Origin of the sequence: Photobacterium sp. GB-72, assembly GCF_003026095.1 — a bacterium.
GTDB lineage: Bacteria > Pseudomonadota > Gammaproteobacteria > Enterobacterales > Vibrionaceae > Photobacterium.
Genome location: NZ_PYNV01000010.1, coordinates 107,992 through 127,919, shown reverse-complemented (window position 1 = coordinate 127,919; position 19,928 = coordinate 107,992). Strand labels below are relative to the sequence as shown.

The window sequence follows — 19,928 nt, the reverse complement described above, 5'->3', positions numbered from 1 at the left end:
GGCGAAAAAACAAACTATTTCGAATAAACACCATCAACGGCATTAATTTTCTTTTTGTTATCTTTATACTAGTAATTAAAAGATAATGGATAATGACAATTAGCACGATGGCGTAACGGGAAATCTCAAGTGAAGTTCATAAAGCGATTACTAATACTTGCATTAATTTGCATAATTCTTGGAGTTGGTACTATTTTTGGCTTTTACCTGTATGTAAAGCCTGACCTTCCAGATGTAGCAACGTTAAAAAATGTCGAGCTGCAAACACCGATGCAGGTGTATAGCGAAGATGGTAAACTGATCTCACAGTTTGGTGAAAAGCGACGTATACCTCTTAAATTAGATCAAATTCCTCTTCTCATGCAGGAAGCTTTTATTGCGACAGAAGACAGTCGTTTTTATGAGCACCCAGGCGTCGATCCTATCGGTATTGCCCGTGCAGCTTTTGTCGTCTTGACATCAGGCTCTGCTCGTCAAGGGGCCAGTACTATTACTCAACAGCTCGCACGAAATTTCTTCTTATCCAATCAGAAGACAATCATGCGTAAAATCAAAGAAGCTTTCATTGCTATTCATATTGAAAAGCTACTGACTAAAGATCAAATTCTTGATCTCTATTTAAACAAAATTTACCTCGGCTATCGCGCTTATGGTGTAGGTGCAGCAGCGCAAGTCTATTTCGGTAAAACCGTTGATCAACTAACGTTATCTGAAATTGCAGTTATTGCGGGCCTGCCAAAAGCGCCATCCACAATGAACCCAATTTATTCCATTGACCGAGCAACAACTCGTCGTAATGTTGTTTTAGGACGTATGCTTGAAGAGGGCTACATCACCAAAGCACAAATGGATGCTGCGCGCGCTGAACCTATAGTCTCTCACTATCATGGCGCAGAAATTCAACTTTACGCACCTTATGTTGCAGAGCGTGCTCGTGCATGGATGGTGGATCGCTATGGTCCGGCTGCGTATGAAAAAGGCATGAAGGTATATACGACCATCAATAGCAAACTTCAGCTTGATGCCCAGCAAGCCGCAGTAAACAACCTGCTAAGTTATGACCAACGCCATGGTTACCGTGGTCCTACAGCGGTTCTTTGGAAGCCAGGACAGCCGGCATTAAATGCCAATCAAATTGTAAATAAACTTCAAAATCAGCCTATCTATGGCAAACTTATCCCTGCTGTCGTAACGAAAGTTGATGGTAAAACCGCAGCTATCGTGACTAAAAATGGTGATATTGCCACTATCGATTGGAATGGTATGAAATGGGCTCGCAAATTCCTTTCTGACTCAAGTCAGGGTCCCGCTCCCCAAAAAGCCAGCGACATTCTTACTGCAGGTCAACAAATTTGGGTTCAACATAACCAAAATGTTGTGAGTGATAAAACAGGCGGTGCTACAGTCACCACGAATCAATGGCTACTTAGCCAAGTGCCTGCAGCAAATACGTCTTTTGTTGCAATGTCACCCGAAAATGGTGCCGTGTTAGCAATGGTCGGTGGTTTTAACTACACCCGAAGTAAGTTCAACCGTGCAACGCAATCTATTCGTCAGGTCGGCTCTGGTATTAAGCCATTTATTTACTCTGCAGCCATAGAGAAAGGCTTAACCCTTGCTACTCTCATTAATGATGCGCCAATTACTAAGTGGGATAAGTGGCAAGGTACGGCATGGCGTCCTAAGAATGCTGATGGTAAATATGGTGGTCCTACCCGTGCACGTATCGGCTTGGCTCGCTCAATTAACGTAATGGCAATTCGTGCACTACGTATTGCTGGGCTAGATTTCACCATTGATTATCTTACTCGTTTTGGTTTCAAGCGTGCAGATTTACCTCGCGCAGAGCCTATTGCGCTTGGTGCTGGTAGTTTAACGCCACTGGAACTTGTACAAGGTTACTCTGTATTTGCTAATGGTGGTTATGCTGTTGAACCGTTCTTAATTAACAAGGTTGATAACAATGATGACCAGTTAATTTACTACGCTGATCCTGCCATTGTTTGTAACGATGCATGCCAAGCTAAAAATCCACAAGCGAAGATGCAAGTGGCAATGGCAACTGCTGTTGAAGATCATAAATTCGATCAATCAACAGATACCACAGCATCTACTACGGCAACTACTACGGCAACTAAAACAGTAACTACCACAGCGCCGACTGAAACAGAAAAACCAACGCCGGCAGATCTTGAAAAAGTAATATCTATGCCACCCGTTCGCTACGCACCAGAGGTGATCAGCGAGCAAAATGCGTTCCTTGTACGTGAAATGCTCAACAGTAACATTTGGGGTGAGCCAGGGCATCTATATGGGACAGGCTGGCGTGCAAGAGTACTAAAACGTCATGATATTGGTGGTAAAACAGGTACAACCAATAACGCGAAGGATGCATGGTACACAGGTTATGGCCCAAATATTGTGGCAACGACTTGGGTTGGCTTTGATGATCATCGCCGTGAATTAGGTCGCACTAGCTGGAATAATAATCTGGGTAAGAACCAAACAATCGGTGGTGAGTTCGGTGGTAATGCTGCACAACCGGCATGGATTAACTTTATGCGTCAGGCGTTGAAAAATACCCCTGAACAAGAAAAGCAAATTCCAAGTGATATTGTAAAAGTGCGTATCGACCGTGCAACAGGTCAACTGTCAAACCGTAATGATGCAAGCTCAATGTATGAGTATTTCATTAAAGGCACTGAGCCGACACGCTCTGTACAGCAAGCGGTATCAGAGCAAAAATTTGATACAGAAACGGCTGAAGAGCTGTTCTAAACGCTGTTACATATATAAAAAGAGCGCTCATTGAGCGCTCTTTTTTATTTCAGTAAACTAAACAGAGATTATGGCTGAGTATGTTTGGCAAAAACTTCTGGCATTTTTTCTTTGATCACTTCAGCTAGCTTTTCATATCGCGCTTTAAGTGGCGAGCCTGGACGATAGGCTAATGTGATCAAACGCGTTGGCTGAGGATGTTTCGCTGCGATATAACACACCCCATCACGGCAATGCTCTTTCGGGCTTGCCAATTGTGGTAGTAACGTAATGCCACTGCCCGCTGCAACCATGTTACGTAACGTTTCTAAACTGGTGGCTTTAAAGCGACCGTCATCACGCGCGCCTGCTGCAAAACAAAAACCAAGAGCTTGATTACGTAAACAGTGTCCGTCTTCTAGCATCAATAAACTTTCGCCGTGCAACAAAGACATATCAATATCTTTTTCACTCGCCCATTTATGTGTTTCAGGCACAGCTAACATCATCGGCTCATCATAGAGCGGCAACTCAATGAACGGTTCACTTTCTTTTACCGCAGCTAAAATAATGCAATCTAATTTGCCTTCTTCTAACTGCTGTACCAATTGATGAGTTTGCGCTTCATGTAAAAAAAGTTCTAACTCAGGAAATGCTTCTTTCAAACTTGGGATAATTTGCGGTAGAAGGTACGGGCCAACCGTTGGAATAAAACCAATATGCAGCGGTCCCGACATACTTTCTCCTTGCACACTAGCAAGTTCTGTAAGTATTTTGACTTCAAGCAACACTTTCTGCGCTTGAGCGACTAAACTCAGACCTGCGTCAGTGAACAATACTCGACGGCTAGTTCTTTCTAATAATGAAACACCTAGCTCATCTTCTAGTTTTCTAATTTGTCCACTTAATGTGGGCTGGCTGACGTAACAGGCTTCGGCTGCTTTACGAAAATGTTTGTGCTCAGAAAGAGCAACAAGATATTCCAGATCACGAATATTCATTAGCATGTCTTATAATAGGATTTGACTATTGAAACCATAGCAGTAAACGATTGGAGCTATCAAGAGTAAAGTTACATAATAACTACAGTAAACGGAGCAAGTGATTAAGCACTCCGATTACATCAGACTCATTTATATTTTTAAGGGATTACATTATGTTCGCATCTAAAGAAGGTCAGGCTGTACCACAAGTTACTTTCCACACACGCAAAGGTGATCAGTGGGTTGACGTAACAACTGAAGATTTATTCGCTAATAAGACCGTTGTCGTATTTAGTCTACCTGGCGCATTTACACCAACATGTTCTTCAAGCCACTTACCTCGTTACAACGAGTTAGCCCCAGTATTTGCTGAGAATGGTGTGGATGACATCCTATGTGTATCGGTAAACGATACGTTCGTAATGAATGCATGGAAAGCCGATCAACACGCTGAAAACATCACTTTCATTCCCGATGGTAATGGTGAGTTCACGAAAGGCATGGGCATGCTTGTTGAGAAAGATGACCTAGGTTTTGGTGCGCGTTCATGGCGTTACAGCATGCTAGTTAAAAATGGTGTTGTTGAAAAAATGTTCGTTGAAAACGAAGAGCCAGGCGACCCATTCAAAGTGTCTGACGCAGACACTATGCTGAAGTACATCGCACCAGAACAAAAGCTACAAGAATCAATTACCGTATTCTCTAAACCTGGTTGCCCTTTCTGTGTGAAAGCAAAACAGAACTTGATCGACAAAGGTCTACAGTATGAAGAAATTATTCTAGGCAAAGATGCGACAACCGTTTCTTTACGTGCAATTACGGGTCGTAGTACTGTTCCTCAGGTATTCATCGGTGGTAAACACATCGGTGGTAGCGAAGAGCTAGAAACTTACCTAGGCTAAGTTTTGAAGTATTGTCTGGATTGTGGTCCAGATTGTTCATCAATTAAAACCTGCAGTTTAATTGGTGAGCCAAAACAAAACCGCAACAACTCTCCAAATAAAAAGCCCTCTAATGAGGGCTTTTTTTGATCTAGATAATTGGCATAGTAATCGTTAAGCAACATTAACCGTCGGAATTCGCTGCTCTTGATCCAATCGCACTTCAAGCGCGACTTCATCACAGGCATGTTGACGCGGACAACGATCGCAATCTTTCATTACCTTTTCTGGCAGTAATGATTTTGATGTCGGGGTAAAGCCACGCTTCATAAAGAACTCAGGAACACGTGTTAGTACAAAGACTTTCTTAATTGCCATTTGTTCGGCTTTTTCAAGCAAGTGCTCAACAATTGCTTTACCTTGCCCTTGTTGCTGCCAACCCGCTTCAACACCTAGCGAACGAATTTCCGCAAGCCCTGAATCATAGACATATAACGACGCACAACCTGTGACGACACCATGATGCTCCGCAACCGCAAATGAGCCAATATCTCGGACTAATTCGTTTCGGTTACGTGGTAGGTTTTCACCCAGCCCCGCCCAGTACACCACCATACCTTCAATCGCATCAAGATCCGTTAAACGAGCACCACGCACTTTCACACTTGGCGAATAACGTTTCTCTAACCTTTTTTCAGCCTGACCAATGGCGTAATCCACTTGATTGGGTGCCACACCACCCAGTGCACAACGCTTATCTAAACACGATTCAATAGTCAGAATTGGATATACATCGTCATCAATTACTTCAGAGAATTGCTTCATCTCCTCAAGTGATAACTCTTCTAGTGCGCAACCTTTAGCAATGGCAGCAACTACAGCAACACCAACAATATGGTGTGCTTCACGGAATGGAATGCCTTTCGCCACTAAGTAATCTGCAAGCTCTGTCGCATTCGAGTAACCTTGCATAGCCGCTTCTAAAGTACGGTCTTTGTTAACCTTGATGCCATCAAAACACAACGCCGCCATTTCCATACAGTCATGCCAACTATCGAGGGCATCAAACAAGCCTTCTTTGTCTTCTTGCATATCTTTGTTATACGCAAGCGGTAACGCCTTCACTGTCATCATCATGCCAGTCATCGCGCCATAAACACGACCACATTTACCACGAATAAGCTCTAATGCATCTGGGTTTTTCTTCTGTGGCATCAAAGATGATCCTGATGTCACCGTATCTGCCAGCTCAATAAAGTTAGATTCACCTGAGTTGTAGAAGATCAAATCTTCAGCCATACGTGATAGATGCAGCATAGAAATAGAAGCGGTAGAAAGCAGCTCCATCACATGATCGCGATCAGAGACTGAATCCAAGCTATTACGTGTTGCACGGTGGAAGCCTAAGCTATGCGCCAGCACTTCACGATCAATCGGATAGGCTGTACCTGCCAATGCGCCAGAGCCTAACGGACAGGTGTCTAAACGTTCGAGGGCATCAGTTAAACGAGAATAATCACGCTCAAACATTTCAACATAGGCTAAGCACCAATGGGCAAATGTCACAGGCTGAGCACGTTGCAAGTGAGTGTAGCCTGGTAGAACCGTAGCTTGATGAGCACGGGCGACTGTCACTAACTGCTGCTGTAAGCGGTCTAGCATTAATAGCAATTGCTGACCTTGCTGACGACACCATAATTTTAAATCGGTCGCCACCTGATCATTACGTGAACGTCCGGTATGAAGCTTTTTACCAAGATCACCGACTTTGGCAATCAGCTGTTGCTCGACCCAACTATGAATATCTTCCGCATCTGAGCATAAAATTTGCTCCGGATCTTCCATCACAGCGAGCTTTAGTTCATTCAATGCTAACTCAAGCTTTTGCTGCTCTTGCTCAGTTAATACATCGACCTGACGTAGGGCTTTAGACCATGCGATTGAGCCAACAATATCTTGTTCTGCTAGACGATAGTCAAAACGCAGTGAATCATTGAATTGTTTAAACCGTGTGTCAGCTGCCTGACTAAAACGTCCGCCCCATAATGCCATGGTACCTCTCCTTTGCTCTACGTATCGACTTGCTTATCTTGTTATGGCGTGATCAAACGGGGCTTAAGTAGGGAGCCCCGTGATTGTTTTGGTTATTTCTTTTGGCTATTTAAAGCACGAATACGACTTGCTAGTGAGTAAAGACGAATGAAACCGCCAGCATGGCTGTGATCATAAACATCATCTTCACCAAAGGTCGCAAACTCTTCAGAATATAAGCTGTTAGTTGAGCGTTTCTGAATCACGGTTGCTTGACCTTTGTACAGTTTAACAACCACTTCACCACTCACATCTTTTGCTAGCTCATCAGCTGCTGCAATTAATGACTGGCATAATGGCGTAAACCAACGACCATCATAAATAAGGTGCGACGCTTTAAGACCTAACGTTTGACGGAAATCGAACGATTCTTTATCCAGTACGAGCTGCTCAACCGCACGTAGCGCTTCCATCATAATTGTGCCCCCTGGTGTTTCATAACAACCACGAGACTTCATACCTACTAAGCGGTTTTCTACGATATCGATACGACCAACACCATGCTCGATACCTTTTTCATTGAGGTACGTTAGCACGTTGTATGGCGTCATTGCTTCACCATCAACCGCAACCACTTCACCTTGTTCAATCTTAAGTGTTACCGTTTCAGCTTGATCTGGTGCTTGCTCTGGATCTTTTGTCCAAACCCAACACAAATCGTTTGGTGCATTCCACGTATCTTCTAGCACCCCACCTTCTGTTGATACGTGCCAAGCATTCGCATCACGAGAGTAAATTTTTTCAAGCGATGCGGTACATGGAATATCACGCTCAGCAAGGTAATCTAACAGTGCTTCACGACTACGTAGATCCCATTCACGCCAAGGAGCAATCACTTTAAGCTGTGGTGCTAGTGCGGCAAATGCACCTTCAAAACGTACCTGATCGTTACCTTTACCAGTACAACCGTGACATAACGCATCAGCACCCACTTCTAATGCACATTCAACTTGTGCTTTAGCAATAATTGGACGCGCCATTGAAGTACCCAGTAGGTATTTACCTTCGTACACCGCACCAGTTTTTAGTGATGGATAGATATAATCTTTCACCATCTCTTCTTTAAGATCGGCGATATAACAAGATGAAGCTCCTGAAGCCAATGCTTTTTCTTCAATACCGACCAACTCTTCTTCGCCTTGACCCACATCGGCCACGAATGCGACAACTTCACAGTCATAGTTTTCTTTCAACCATGGAATGATAGCCGATGTATCTAAACCGCCAGAATAGGCTAATACAACTTTATTAATCTTGCTCATGTGCTGTTCTCCTTATCAGCCTTGCGGTTATTCCGTTTAGGCGATGTGCTAAATATTGTTAACTTAATTTCAATTACAACGTAAATTTGGTACCGATGCTCTCGCCAGCAAATAGTGCTGTTAATTTTTCAGGGGAACGCCAACTCGCCACTTCAATAGGACGGCCTAGCGCTTTTGCGGCATCAAATGCGGCGCGTACTTTGACAATCATGCCATCGGTGATCACCGCTTGTTCAATTAACGATTCAGCCTCTGCTTCTGTTAACGCTTCAATTAACTGCCCTTCACCATCTAATACACCACTCACATCAGAGAGTAATACCAATTCACCATCAACGGCAGCGGCAACGGCAACGGCGGCTTGGTCGGCATTAACATTCATCAGCTCGCCCTGCCCATCTAAACCAATTGAGCTAATGATCGGCATATAACCCGAAGCCATGATTTGTGTGATCAATGCGCCATTACCCGGCTTAGCGTTACCCACTGAACCTAATTCAGGATCTAATTGCGTCACTTGGCATAACCCCCCATCGGCCAGACTGAGCCCGACTGCTTTTACGCCAGACTTAATCGCCTGTCCTTGAAGTAATTTGTTCGCAGTTCCTGCTAATGCACCAGCAATAACAGCAATTTGATCACTAGGCGTTACGCGTAAACCTTGTTTTTTTACTGTCGGTAGTTGCAGTTTTGTCATTAAGTCATCAACCAAATAACCGCCACCGTGCACTAACATTAATGGACGCTGCGAATTAGCTTGATAATGATCAATCGCCGAAAATAACTTTTCTAAGGTTTCTGTACATGAAAGTACTGCACCACCTAATTTAATGACCAATGGAACCTGACTCATCATCGAACTCCTACACTAAAGCGGTTAATTGTGGGAAACCATTTCGAATATTTATGCACTGCATCGCTTGCGAAGAAGCCCCTTTTAAAAGGTTATCAATCGCTGATGTTAAAATGATATGTTGACCATCCACCTGCCAACCAATATCACAGAAACAAGTACCCACTACATTTTGCAAACGTGCCGCTTGTGTTCCTAAAAGACGTACCGCATGTTTATCTGCTGTAGATGCATATGCTAGGTTCAATGCTTCCGTTACCTGCTCTAGCGTAACGCCTTGTGCTAGCTTCGCTGTAATCGTTGCAAGAATGCCACGTTTAAAATTGCCAAGATGGGGGGTAAAAATAACGTCGCGACCTAGATGAGTACTGATTTCAGGTTGATGACGGTGGGAAAATAAACCGTAAGCTTGGAGACTTACTTCACAGAAGCTATTTGTCATGGTCGCTTTTCTACCAGCACCAGATACCCCACTGACCGCATTGATCACTGGCCACTGCTCGGTATCAAGTAAACCGGCTTCAATTAATGGTTTAAGCGCTAATTGTGATGCGGTTGGATAACAGCCCGGAACGGCAATTAATTGAGCTTTAGCAATGGCATCATGATTCCATTCAGCTAACCCATAAACCGCTTGTTCAAGCCAATTTGAGTACTGGTGTTCAAAACCATAATACTGGGTATAGAAATCATCACCTTTGACACGAAACGCACCGGATAAATCAAAAACCTGACACCCTTCGTTAAGGAAACTAGCAGCAAGGTCATGGCTGACTTGGTGGGCTGTGGCAAGTAAGACAACATCAGCATTTTTAGCAATATCACTTGGACTGATTAACGGTTGTAACGGTAAATCAACAATGCCTTTCAATTGACCATGCAAATCACTTAACGGTTTACCCGCATCAAGGCTATTTTCAGAAACAAATAAACCCGCAAGTTCTAAATGAGGATGCTTAACCACCATTTTCGCAAGTTCTGCACCGGTATAGCCACTTGCACCGATAATTAAAGTCTTTAACATTACAAATTCCATTTTTAGTCTAATGATTGTTGTTACCGTTTAGGCGCAAAACTGGCTTGAGTCTTTATTTTTCGCAGCAGTAACGTGTAACAAGGAGTGCTGAAAACAGCAAATATGAGGGGCGCATACGCACCAAGCGAATATGACTTAGCGTCGTCGGAAGGTATGAGTAAAAAGCTTCGCTTGGTTCATGTTAAAACATCCTAAATTAACAATGGAGACCCGGCATTCCTTGCTCAGGTTACGGCTAAATAAAGCAATAAATTATTCGTTTGCGTTGCATTTATATGTTTACTGATTAATTAACGTACTGTCAACAGAAAAGCCTTAAAAACCTCACTTTCGCCATCCTTTTCAAAACTTTTTATTCATCTTCTTGTAACATTTTCATCATTCATCGATTTGACATCAGTTTGAGACAATATTATTACTAACTGTTATTTGTTAGCAAACGAGCAATAATGAAACAAAATTACAGACTTCAATCGCATTTATGACCAAAATCAAAGTAGAGTGGTTTTAACACTTATAAATGTAATGATAGTTGACCTCAAAGTGAGATCACGGCTAGATTGTCTGTTAGAAGTTTAAATTGGATGTAACTAAATTACGAGATGGATGCGATATGAATGAGAAATACAGCACGTTAAAAAGTAACGTAAGTATGCTAGGCCACCTGCTTGGTAATACCATTAAAACGGCACATGGTGACGAACTGTTAGATAAAGTCGAAACTATTCGTAAACTATCTAAGTCAGCACATTCTGGTAGTGAAGAAGATCGTGCAAAGCTTATCGATGAGCTACAGAACTTACCCGATGATCAATTACTTCCAGTTGCTCGCGCCTTTAGCCAATTCCTAAATCTCACGAATATTGCAGAGCAATACCATACTATCTCTCGTCAATGTGAAACCACACTATGCAGCCCTAATGCACTCGATGAGCTATTTAATAAGCTGACCGATAATGACGTCAATCAGCTTGATTCTATTGAAGCGGTTCGTGAACTAAATATTGATTTGGTGCTAACAGCACACCCAACAGAAATCGCCCGACGTACCATGATTCACAAATTGGTACAGATTAATAAATGTTTATCTCAATTAGAACTTAGCGAGCTATCAACCTCTGAACGCGCGCGTATCGAACAGCGCCTGGAACAGCTTATTGCCCAAGCATGGCACTCCGATGTTATTCGTCAGCAACGCCCAACCCCGATTGATGAAGCCAAATGGGGCTATGCCGTTATTGAAAATTCACTATGGCAAGCTGTACCAGAATTTCTTCGCCTATTTGATGAAAAATTACAGCAACATCTTGGCGAAGCCCTACCTCTTGACGCATCACCTGTCACCTTCTCTTCTTGGATGGGTGGAGACCGAGATGGTAACCCATTTGTTACCTCGAAAGTGACACGTGAAGTGCTCGCTTTATCACGCTGGAAAGCGGCAGATCTTTACCTCAATGATATTCAAGAGTTAATCAACGAATTATCCATGACTCAGTGTAACGAGACGGTGCGTGAGCTTGCAGGCGAAGAGCATGAACCTTACCGCGCGATTCTAAAGCAACTACGTAATAAGCTGCTTCACACTCGTGACAATCTTGATGCGAAGATTCATGGTCAAAAACCCGCCTCCGATATTATTATTGAAGATATTGCAGAGCTGTGGGATCCACTGTATGCGTGTTACCAATCATTGCATGAGTGTGGCATGGCTATCATTGCTGATGGTCTACTGCTTGACACATTACGTCGCGTTAAATGTTTTGGCGTACACTTAGTCCGTTTAGATATTCGTCAAGAAAGTACTCGTCATTCAGATGTAATTTCAGAGCTTACTCGTTACCTTGGACTGGGTGATTACGACCAATGGAGCGAGCAAGATAAAATTGCTTTCCTTGTTCGTGAACTATCATCAAAACGCCCACTCCTTCCTCGTGATTGGGAGCCATCGGCAGAAGTTAAAGAAGTCATTGAAACCTGTAAAACTATTGCTGAACAATCCCGTGAAGCATTAGGTTCATACGTCATTTCAATGGCGCGAACGGCCTCTGATGTACTTGCTGTTCACTTACTACTGCAAGAAGCGGGCTGTCCATTTAGAATGGATGTCTGTCCATTATTCGAAACCCTTGATGATTTGAATAATGGTGCAGATGTGATTGAACAACTACTGAATATTGACTGGTATCGTGGCTTTATTCAAAACCACCAAATGGTCATGATCGGCTACTCAGATTCAGCTAAAGATGCGGGTGTAATGTCTGCAGGTTGGGCGCAATATAGCGCAATGGAAAAACTGGTTGATGTTTGCGAACAAGCTGGGGTTGAAATCACCCTATTCCATGGCCGTGGCGGTAGTATTGGTCGTGGTGGTGCACCAGCTCACGCTGCACTGTTATCCCAACCACCACGCAGCTTAAAAGGTGGCTTACGTGTAACCGAACAGGGCGAAATGATCCGCTTTAAGTTAGGTTTACCAGAAGTCGCTATCAATAGTTTAAGCCTTTACGCGAGTGCAACACTGGAAGCTAATCTACTTCCGCCTCCAGCGCCTAAACAAGAATGGCGTGAACTGATGGATGTGTTGTCTGAAGTCTCTTGTGAAGCTTATCGTAATGTTGTACGTGTTGATCCTGAATTTGTTCCTTACTTCCGTGCTGCGACGCCTGAACTTGAATTAGGTAAACTGCCTCTTGGTTCTCGTCCAGCGAAACGTAACCCGCAAGGTGGTGTTGAAAGCTTACGTGCGATCCCATGGATTTTTGCATGGAGTCAAAACCGCCTATTGCTACCCGCATGGCTGGGTGCTGGTGAAGCTATTCAGTATTCAATCAACAACGGCCACACGAAATTGTTAGAAGAGATGTGCCGAGAATGGCCTTTCTTCTCGACACGTCTAGGTATGCTTGAAATGGTTTACACCAAAACCAATATAGGTATTGCTAAATACTATGACGAGCGTCTAACAGATGAATCTCTATGGCCATTAGGTCAAAAGCTTCGTGATCAATTAGGTAAAGATATTAAGGCCGTATTAACGGTTGAAAATAGCGATCACTTAATGGAACAAGACCCTTGGGGCGCAGAATCAATTCGATTACGCAACATTTATGTTGAGCCTCTTAATATGCTACAAGCAGAACTGTTATATCGAACTCGACAGCAGGAAGAGTTGCCTCCTGCACTTGAAGAAGCCTTAATGGTTACTATTGCTGGTATTGCAACAGGTATGCGAAATACTGGATAGCAAATTGCAATAATTAATAAGGGTCATTTGATGGCCCTTTTTTTTCCCGTTATTTATCGATATGTTAAGAAAAATCTTTTTTGTCTCAATATTGATACAGCATAAAGTTTCTTAACAGAGCTATGATAGTTATAACTTCGATATGAGCAATGATGTATAAGATTGTTTAAGCCTTTAATGGTGCGAGTGATTTTTCGCTATCGAAGTAAGGTCACAAGATAATAAATTTGCAAGCCCGTACATCAGATATTTCATCTTGATGTATCGATATTAAGCAAATTAATGATATTGTATGCGGTCTCAACCGAACTATAAGATATTAAGATTATAAATAAAAAACGCCATTACGAAGCGTATGTAATCTAGTTCAGTTGTTATTTTTATTTGACGTATTTAACGGATAGAAGAGATGTCACTACCACACGTAATTTTAACCGTGCTGAGCAACAGAGAAGCAACGGGTTATGATATAACTAAAGAGTTTTCTCATAGTATTGGCTATTTTTGGAAAGCGAGTCACCAACAGGTGTATCGTGAACTGAATAAGATGGCGACTAATGATCAAGTAACATGTCGACTTGAGCCTCAAGAGGGTAAACCTGATCGTAAAGTCTATGCCATTACAGATGCCGGTCGCCAAGCACTCTTTAATTGGTTTGAAGAACCTGCACGTAATCCCACAACTCGCGATGAGTTCTCAGCAAAGCTGTTAGTTTGTGGTGTTCACAATTCAGAGCCAATGCAAAAGCAACTTGCTGCATTGATCGATGAATCTCAAACACTGATCGGCCATTACAAAGAGCTAGAAAAAATTCATTTCAGCGATTATAAGTCAATGGACCGCCAACAACGCTTAGATCGTTTAACGCTTCGTCGTGGTTTACATAACCGCCAAGCTTGGATTGACTGGGCTGAAGAAGTGCTTATTGAGCTAAAAGATATGGACAGTAACGGCAGCCCTGTTGCGCTGTAGTTCTTTATCTCTCTCATAAAATAAATAAACCGCAGTTTACTGCGGTTTATTTTTTACGACACAAACCAATCGCAACGCTGCTTTTAAAAAATAAAAAGCCCGCTAACAATAAGCGGGCTTTAAAATTTTATCAAACCGTTACAGTAAACAGGCCAGACGATTTATATCTGATAATAATGCACCAGCAGTTACATCACGCCCCGCTCCAGGTCCTCGAATCACTAACGGATTATCACGGTACCAATGGCTTTCAATGGCAAAGATATTATCGCACGGAAGCAAATTAGCTAGCGCGTGCTCTTGGGGTAAGGCTTCAACACCAACATGAGCGTTGCCATGGCGATCTAAACGAGCTACATAACGCAGCACTTTGTCTTCCTCACGCGCACTTTCTAATCGCTCGGCTAAAATCTCATCGAGCACTTGAGTTTGTTCAAAAAACTGCTCAACAGATAATGCTGCAAGTTCGCTTGGGACTAAGCTTTCAACTTTAACCTGTTCAGGCTCAATTTCTAGGCCTGATTCACGGGCTAATATCACGAGCTTACGCATCACATCACTGCCATCTAAATCATGGCGAGGATCAGGTTCAGTGAGTCCTTGTTGCCACGCTTGTTCTACTAACTCAGAAAATGGCACGCTGCCATCATACTGTTGGAACAACCAAGACAAGGTGCCTGAGAAAATACCAGAAACAGCGATGATCTGATCGCCACTCTCTCGTAAATCACGGACAGTATGATTCACCGGAAGCCCAGCACCAACCGTCGCGTTATACAACCAATGACGGCTACTTTTCGCAAACGCATCAATCACCGCATGATAATCTTTACTGCTCGCGGAACCCGCCACTTTATTGGCTGAAATTAAGTGCAAACCGTGTTCTGCTATTTCTGCATAACGCTTTGACAGCTCGGAACTTGCAGTGACATCAAGCACAATCACATCGTCATAATCAGCACTCGCAAGATGAGAGAAAAGCGCACCCTCTTGATACTCTATGGCTTCTTGTTCAAATTGTGTCAGTGCTAGCGAAGGATCGATACCTGTAAAGTTCATCCAACAACGACGACTATCGAGTACCCCTATTAAAGTAAAACTTAAACCATGACGTTTTTCTAACGCTGATTTCTCTCGGTCGAATAATTCAAGCCAACGGGTGCCAATATTGCCTTTACCACAAAGTACTAGCCCTACTCGTTTTTGAGCTTGAAAGAGCGCTTGGTGAATATCACTAACCAAGCTTTCAGTTTCGACATGGCGCAATACAGCAACCAAACTTAATCCCGAATCCGCTTCTGTCATAAACTCAACCGGTAAGCCTTTTAACTGCTGATAAAAGCCATGACAGTGGATAGGGTTATTGATCACCCCAGCGCCCACAGCAGCAACCATTGAGAAGCCTTCTCGCAACCGTAATTCGGCAGGTGTTCCGCTATCTTGCAGTAAATTTAATACGTCATTCACTACCTCTCGAGTATAAGCCAGCATAATACGGCCTTTACTCTGCTCTAGGCTTTGCGCTAAAGGTGCTAATTGATGGCGCGACAATAAACGCTCAACGTCTTCACGTACATGTTGAACATCCATACCTCGTGGTACATCAACTTCAATCAAACACACATCATCAAGCGAAGAGACAATTTTTGCCCCTCGACCCGATGCCAGAACACGCTCTACTCGCGTAGAGCCTGATTCAGGTTGATGACTACAACGCAATGTTAAATCTATCGCACTTTGTGCCACAGGTTGTAACGTACGGCTATGCAAAACAGGGGCAGCAAGGCGAGCAAGCTCATTAGCTTCATCTAATCGTAATAACGGTAATAGGCAGGCATCGCTAACTTTACGTGGATCAGCACTATAGACTCCAGCCACATCACTCCAAATCGTGACTCGAGAAACATCTGCTAATGCACCAATGATTGTCGCAGAGTAATCTGAACCATTACGACCAAGTAAGACAGTTTCCCCTTGCTCATTTTGAGCCATAAAGCCTGTGATCACTAAGCGGTGATGGCTATGTTGTGCAAACTGCTGTTGTAATAATGGCTTCGACGATCGGCTATCGACTTCTGGCTGTGCGGCATGTTCGGCACGTAAAAATAACCGAGAATCCAAATCTGTGGCGGGTAAGTCACGCTGGCACAGTAATGCCGCTAATAATCGCGCAGACCATACTTCACCATACCCTTGAATGGTGCCTCGAAGTGCTGGGCTAATAGGGCTTTCACCATAACGAGCAATGGTTGATAAATCATCATGTAGTAATTCAATCAAACGTTCTGCTGTCGGCGAATAAAGCAAAGACTCAATTAATTGTTGCTGATAACTGCGGACAGATAACAAGGTTTCATGGGCTTGACGACCATCTTTTTCTAATTGCGCTAACCATAATATAAGTTGGTTTGTTGTCTTTCCCGCGGCTGACACAACAATTAAATCTTCATTGTTTGAATACTCCGCCAGAATATCCGCTACTCGGCGATAGCACTCAGGATCAGCTAAGCTACTACCGCCAAATTTATGTAATTGGCGTAATGCTTTTGTCATTAGTGAGCCTCCGCCGCGAGTTTAAAGGCTTGATCAAGATCTTCTATTAAATCACTAGGGTCTTCAAGACCAACCGAAAGACGTAATAATGAGGTGGTGATCCCCGCTTCTGCCTGTGCTTCATCAGACATTGCACGGTGAGTCATACTTGATGGATGCGCAATTAAGCTCTCAGTACCACCTAATGATTCTGCCAGTGAAAACAGCTTTAACTCTTTCACAAACACTTCTAGTTGGGTTTGATCACCCGCAAACTCAAAACTCATCATAGAGCCAAAACCTTTTTGCTGACGTTTGGCAATCTCATGACCAGGATGGGATGGAAGGCTTGGATGATAAATAGTACCCACCATCGCTTGTTGCTGAAGGTAACTTAATACCGCGGTACCATTCTCTTCATGCATTCTCATACGCGGTGATAATGTACGTAGACCTCGCAGAGTTAAGTAAGCATCAAATGGTGCGCCAGTCGCACCAATACAGTTCGCCCACCAAGCAATATTTTCTGCCATTTCGGCATCTTTTGAAATCAGTACCCCACCAACCACATCCGAGTGACCATTGAGGTACTTGGTTGTTGAGTGAACAACAAAGTCGGCACCTAATTCAATTGGTTGTTGTAATAGTGGCGATAAGAAAGTGTTATCTACAGCAACAAGACAACCCACGGCTTTTGCTTGCTGACACAGCGCCGCAATATCAATCACACGCACTAATGGGTTAGACGGCGTTTCAACCCAGATTAGTTTAGGTTTTTTCGCTAAAGCCGCTGTAAGTGCTTCTTGATCCGATTGGTCAACGAACTCAACCTTAAAGTCACCTTTATTGGCACGAGTATTAAATAATCGATAGGTACCGCCATAACAATCATGCGGCGCAACAATCAAATCATCAGGACCTAATAATGCAGTAACCAATAAATTCATCGCAGCTGTACCACAACTGGTGACAACACCACCCGCACCACCTTCCATCTCACTAAGCGCGTCAGCTAACGTATTTCTAGTTGGGTTACCTGAACGAGAATAATCATATTGCGGTACTTCGCCAAAAGCTGGAAAGCTATAGGTCGACGTTAAATAAATAGGAGGAACAACAGCATTATATTGAGAGTCAACATCAATACCGGTTCTTACTGCAATTGTCGCCAGTCGCTTATCACTCATACAAACATTCCTTGTCGGGGCAGGATTTAACCCAAGATAATAAATTTATAACAACTTTAACCACTACAAAACAAGACGTCAACACATCTGGACGTCTATATGTCTTTGCTTATGGCAGTAAATCCCGCTAAAATTCAGCCATAACAAAATAATGGTAACAACCTTACTGTAATTTTTCTGTTCAATACGGGACAAAACCGCGATGTTCACGTAATATCGCCGCCCTACAATCCCCGTTGCTAACAGAAAATGTTGATTCCTGTTACCACCATTATTAACCCAATATCGCTGAGAAGGTAAAACATGGCAAAGTGGAATGGCGAATATATTAGCCCTTACGCGGAACACGGTAAGAAAAACGAACAAGTAAAAAAAATTACTGTTTCGATTCCATTAAAGGTGCTTAAGATTCTGACTGATGAACGTACTCGTCGTCAGGTGAATAACCTTCGCCACGCAACAAATAGTGAATTACTTTGTGAAGCCTTTCTGCATGCCTACACAGGTCAACCGCTTCCCACTGATGATGACATTCGTAAAGATCGCCCAGACGATCTACCTGCAGAAGCAAAAGCATTAATGGACGCAATGGGCATTAGCTACGAAGACATTAATGAATAATTATTGCAGTACTATGTCTACAAAAAAACCAGCCTAACAGCTGGTTTTTATTTTTTTGTCATCAATAGAATAGCGCGATTACACTTCCATATATCCCATTGGCATCTCAATACGCGCGACACCTGAATCAATGGCTGCTTGTGCAACTGCTTTTGCGACACGCGGTAATAAACGTGGATCCATCGGTTTTGGAATAATATATTCTCGGCCAAATTCAAGCTGTGATACACCCGCAGCCTCAAGCACACTTTGTGGTACTGGCTCTTTCGCTAACTCTCTAATTGCATGAACGGCTGCTAATTTCATTTCATCATTAATTTGACTTGCACGCACATCCAATGCACCGCGGAAAATAAACGGGAAACATAGAACGTTATTTACTTGGTTAGGATAATCAGATCGTCCCGTTCCCATAATTAAATCATCTCTAACTTGATGAGCTAATTCAGGCTTTATTTCAGGATCAGGGTTAGAGCAAGCAAATACAATAGGGTTTTCAGCCATTAGTGCTAGCGCTTCAGGTGGTAATAAATCAGGGCCTGATACACCAACGAAAATATCGGCTCCCGCAATCACATCTTCTAATGTGCGCTTATCGGTATTGTTAGCAAATAGCTGCTTATATTCATTTATATCATCACGGCGAGTATGAATAACGCCTTTACGATCGAGCATGTAAATTTTTTCACGTTGCGCGCCACATTTGATCAAGAGCTCCATACACGCAACAGCAGCAGCTCCCGCTCCCAAACAAACAATCACCGCTTCACTAATTTCTTTACCTTGTAGCTCTAAGGCATTGATCATACCTGCAGCTGTGACAATCGCCGTACCATGCTGATCATCGTGAAACACCGGAACATTACAACGCTCAATTAAGCGCTGTTCGATCTCAAAACAATCTGGCGCTTTAATATCTTCTAAATTAATACCACCAAAAGTATCGGCAATATTTGCGACAGTATCAACGAACTCATCAATAGTGCGATGTTTGACTTCAATATCAATCGAATCAATACCTGCAAAGCGCTTAAAAAGTAATGATTTCCCTTCCATAACAGGCTTAGAAGCTAACGGGCCTAAATTACCAAGACCTAAAATAGCGGTGCCATTGGTGATCACCGCAACTATATTCCCTTTTGCGGTATATTTGTAAACGTTATCAGGATCTTGAGCGATTTCCCTTACGGGCTCAGCAACACCTGGGCTATACGCTAAAGCAAGATCTTCAACCGTATTTGCTGGCTTTGTCAGTGCAACGGCTATTTTTCCAGGAGTAGGAAGGGAATGGTAATCTAGAGCTTGTTGACGAAAATCTTCGGTCATAGTGATATTTGAGCCTCAACGCTGACATTTATAATGGCAAATTACATCTATGTGTAATTCGTATTTGTTATTAAATCATATGCCATTAAGTATTAATTTCCCAGCTGATAGCTAACAGTTATTCTTCACATATTTTATTGAGACATAAAAAAAGGATGCTTTCGCATCCCTTTTTTCTAAAT

At 42.9% G+C, this 19,928-nt stretch carries 13 protein-coding genes; 5 read left to right on the top strand and 8 right to left on the bottom strand.

Annotated elements, in window-relative coordinates; all coding sequences use genetic code 11:
* The first annotated feature begins 129 nt into the window (after window positions 1-129).
* On the top strand, window positions 130-2,778 hold the full coding sequence (locus tag C9J40_RS12790; RefSeq protein WP_107247104.1) for a penicillin-binding protein 1A: 2,649 nt from the start codon (window positions 130-132) through the stop codon (window positions 2,776-2,778).
* 68 nt (window positions 2,779-2,846) lie between these two features.
* On the opposite strand, the gene oxyR is transcribed toward C9J40_RS12790, so the two are convergent.
* Complete coding sequence (oxyR, locus tag C9J40_RS12785; protein WP_005371846.1) at window positions 2,847-3,758, bottom strand: DNA-binding transcriptional regulator OxyR; 912 nt, start codon at window positions 3,756-3,758, stop codon at window positions 2,847-2,849.
* Window positions 3,759-3,913: 155 nt separating this feature from the next.
* Here oxyR and C9J40_RS12780 point away from each other — a divergent pair, with 155 nt between their 5' ends.
* Complete coding sequence (locus C9J40_RS12780) at window positions 3,914-4,642, top strand: glutathione peroxidase (RefSeq protein ID WP_107207490.1); 729 nt, start codon at window positions 3,914-3,916, stop codon at window positions 4,640-4,642.
* A 153-nt stretch (window positions 4,643-4,795) separates the two neighbouring features.
* Here the strand turns inward: C9J40_RS12780 and argH are convergent, their stop codons facing one another.
* The 4 genes from argH to argC form a co-directional block, all read right to left on the bottom strand.
* A complete protein-coding gene (argH, locus tag C9J40_RS12775) occupies window positions 4,796-6,673 on the bottom strand; it encodes an argininosuccinate lyase (protein ID WP_107247102.1) in 1,878 nt (625 codons plus the stop codon).
* 92 nt (window positions 6,674-6,765) lie between these two features.
* Window positions 6,766-7,974 carry an argininosuccinate synthase gene (locus C9J40_RS12770; protein ID WP_045083862.1) on the bottom strand — a complete coding sequence of 403 codons (1,209 nt, stop codon included), beginning with the start codon at window positions 7,972-7,974 and terminating at the stop codon, window positions 6,766-6,768.
* Window positions 7,975-8,047: 73 nt separating this feature from the next.
* On the bottom strand, window positions 8,048-8,827 hold the full coding sequence (argB, locus tag C9J40_RS12765) for an acetylglutamate kinase (protein ID WP_107207488.1): 780 nt from the start codon (window positions 8,825-8,827) through the stop codon (window positions 8,048-8,050).
* Between the two features lie 10 nt (window positions 8,828-8,837).
* A complete protein-coding gene (argC, locus tag C9J40_RS12760; protein ID WP_107247101.1) occupies window positions 8,838-9,851 on the bottom strand; it encodes an N-acetyl-gamma-glutamyl-phosphate reductase in 1,014 nt (337 codons plus the stop codon).
* 625 nt (window positions 9,852-10,476) lie between these two features.
* On the opposite strand from argC, the gene ppc reads away from it, so the two are divergent.
* Complete coding sequence (gene ppc / locus C9J40_RS12755) at window positions 10,477-13,107, top strand: phosphoenolpyruvate carboxylase (RefSeq protein ID WP_107247099.1); 2,631 nt, start codon at window positions 10,477-10,479, stop codon at window positions 13,105-13,107.
* A gap of 409 nt (window positions 13,108-13,516) precedes the next feature.
* Entirely contained in the window at window positions 13,517-14,080 is a 564-nt protein-coding gene (locus C9J40_RS12750; protein ID WP_107207485.1) for a PadR family transcriptional regulator, read from the top strand.
* 138 nt (window positions 14,081-14,218) lie between these two features.
* Here the strand turns inward: C9J40_RS12750 and C9J40_RS12745 are convergent, their stop codons facing one another.
* Both C9J40_RS12745 and C9J40_RS12740 read right to left on the bottom strand, forming a co-directional pair.
* On the bottom strand, window positions 14,219-16,633 hold the full coding sequence (locus tag C9J40_RS12745) for a bifunctional aspartate kinase/homoserine dehydrogenase II (protein ID WP_107247098.1): 2,415 nt from the start codon (window positions 16,631-16,633) through the stop codon (window positions 14,219-14,221).
* Entirely contained in the window at window positions 16,633-17,799 is a 1,167-nt protein-coding gene (locus C9J40_RS12740; RefSeq protein ID WP_107247096.1) for an O-succinylhomoserine (thiol)-lyase, read from the bottom strand. The genes C9J40_RS12745 and C9J40_RS12740 overlap by 1 nt, the downstream gene beginning before the upstream one ends.
* A 303-nt stretch (window positions 17,800-18,102) precedes the next feature.
* Between C9J40_RS12740 and metJ the strand changes: the two genes are divergently transcribed.
* Window positions 18,103-18,420: a met regulon transcriptional regulator MetJ gene (gene metJ / locus C9J40_RS12735; protein WP_005371859.1), complete on the top strand. Its 318-nt coding sequence runs from the start codon at window positions 18,103-18,105 to the stop codon at window positions 18,418-18,420.
* Window positions 18,421-18,498: 78 nt separating this feature from the next.
* On the opposite strand, the gene C9J40_RS12730 is transcribed toward metJ, so the two are convergent.
* Entirely contained in the window at window positions 18,499-19,746 is a 1,248-nt protein-coding gene (locus C9J40_RS12730; RefSeq protein WP_107247094.1) for a malic enzyme-like NAD(P)-binding protein, read from the bottom strand.
* Window positions 19,747-19,928: the final 182 nt, after the last annotated feature.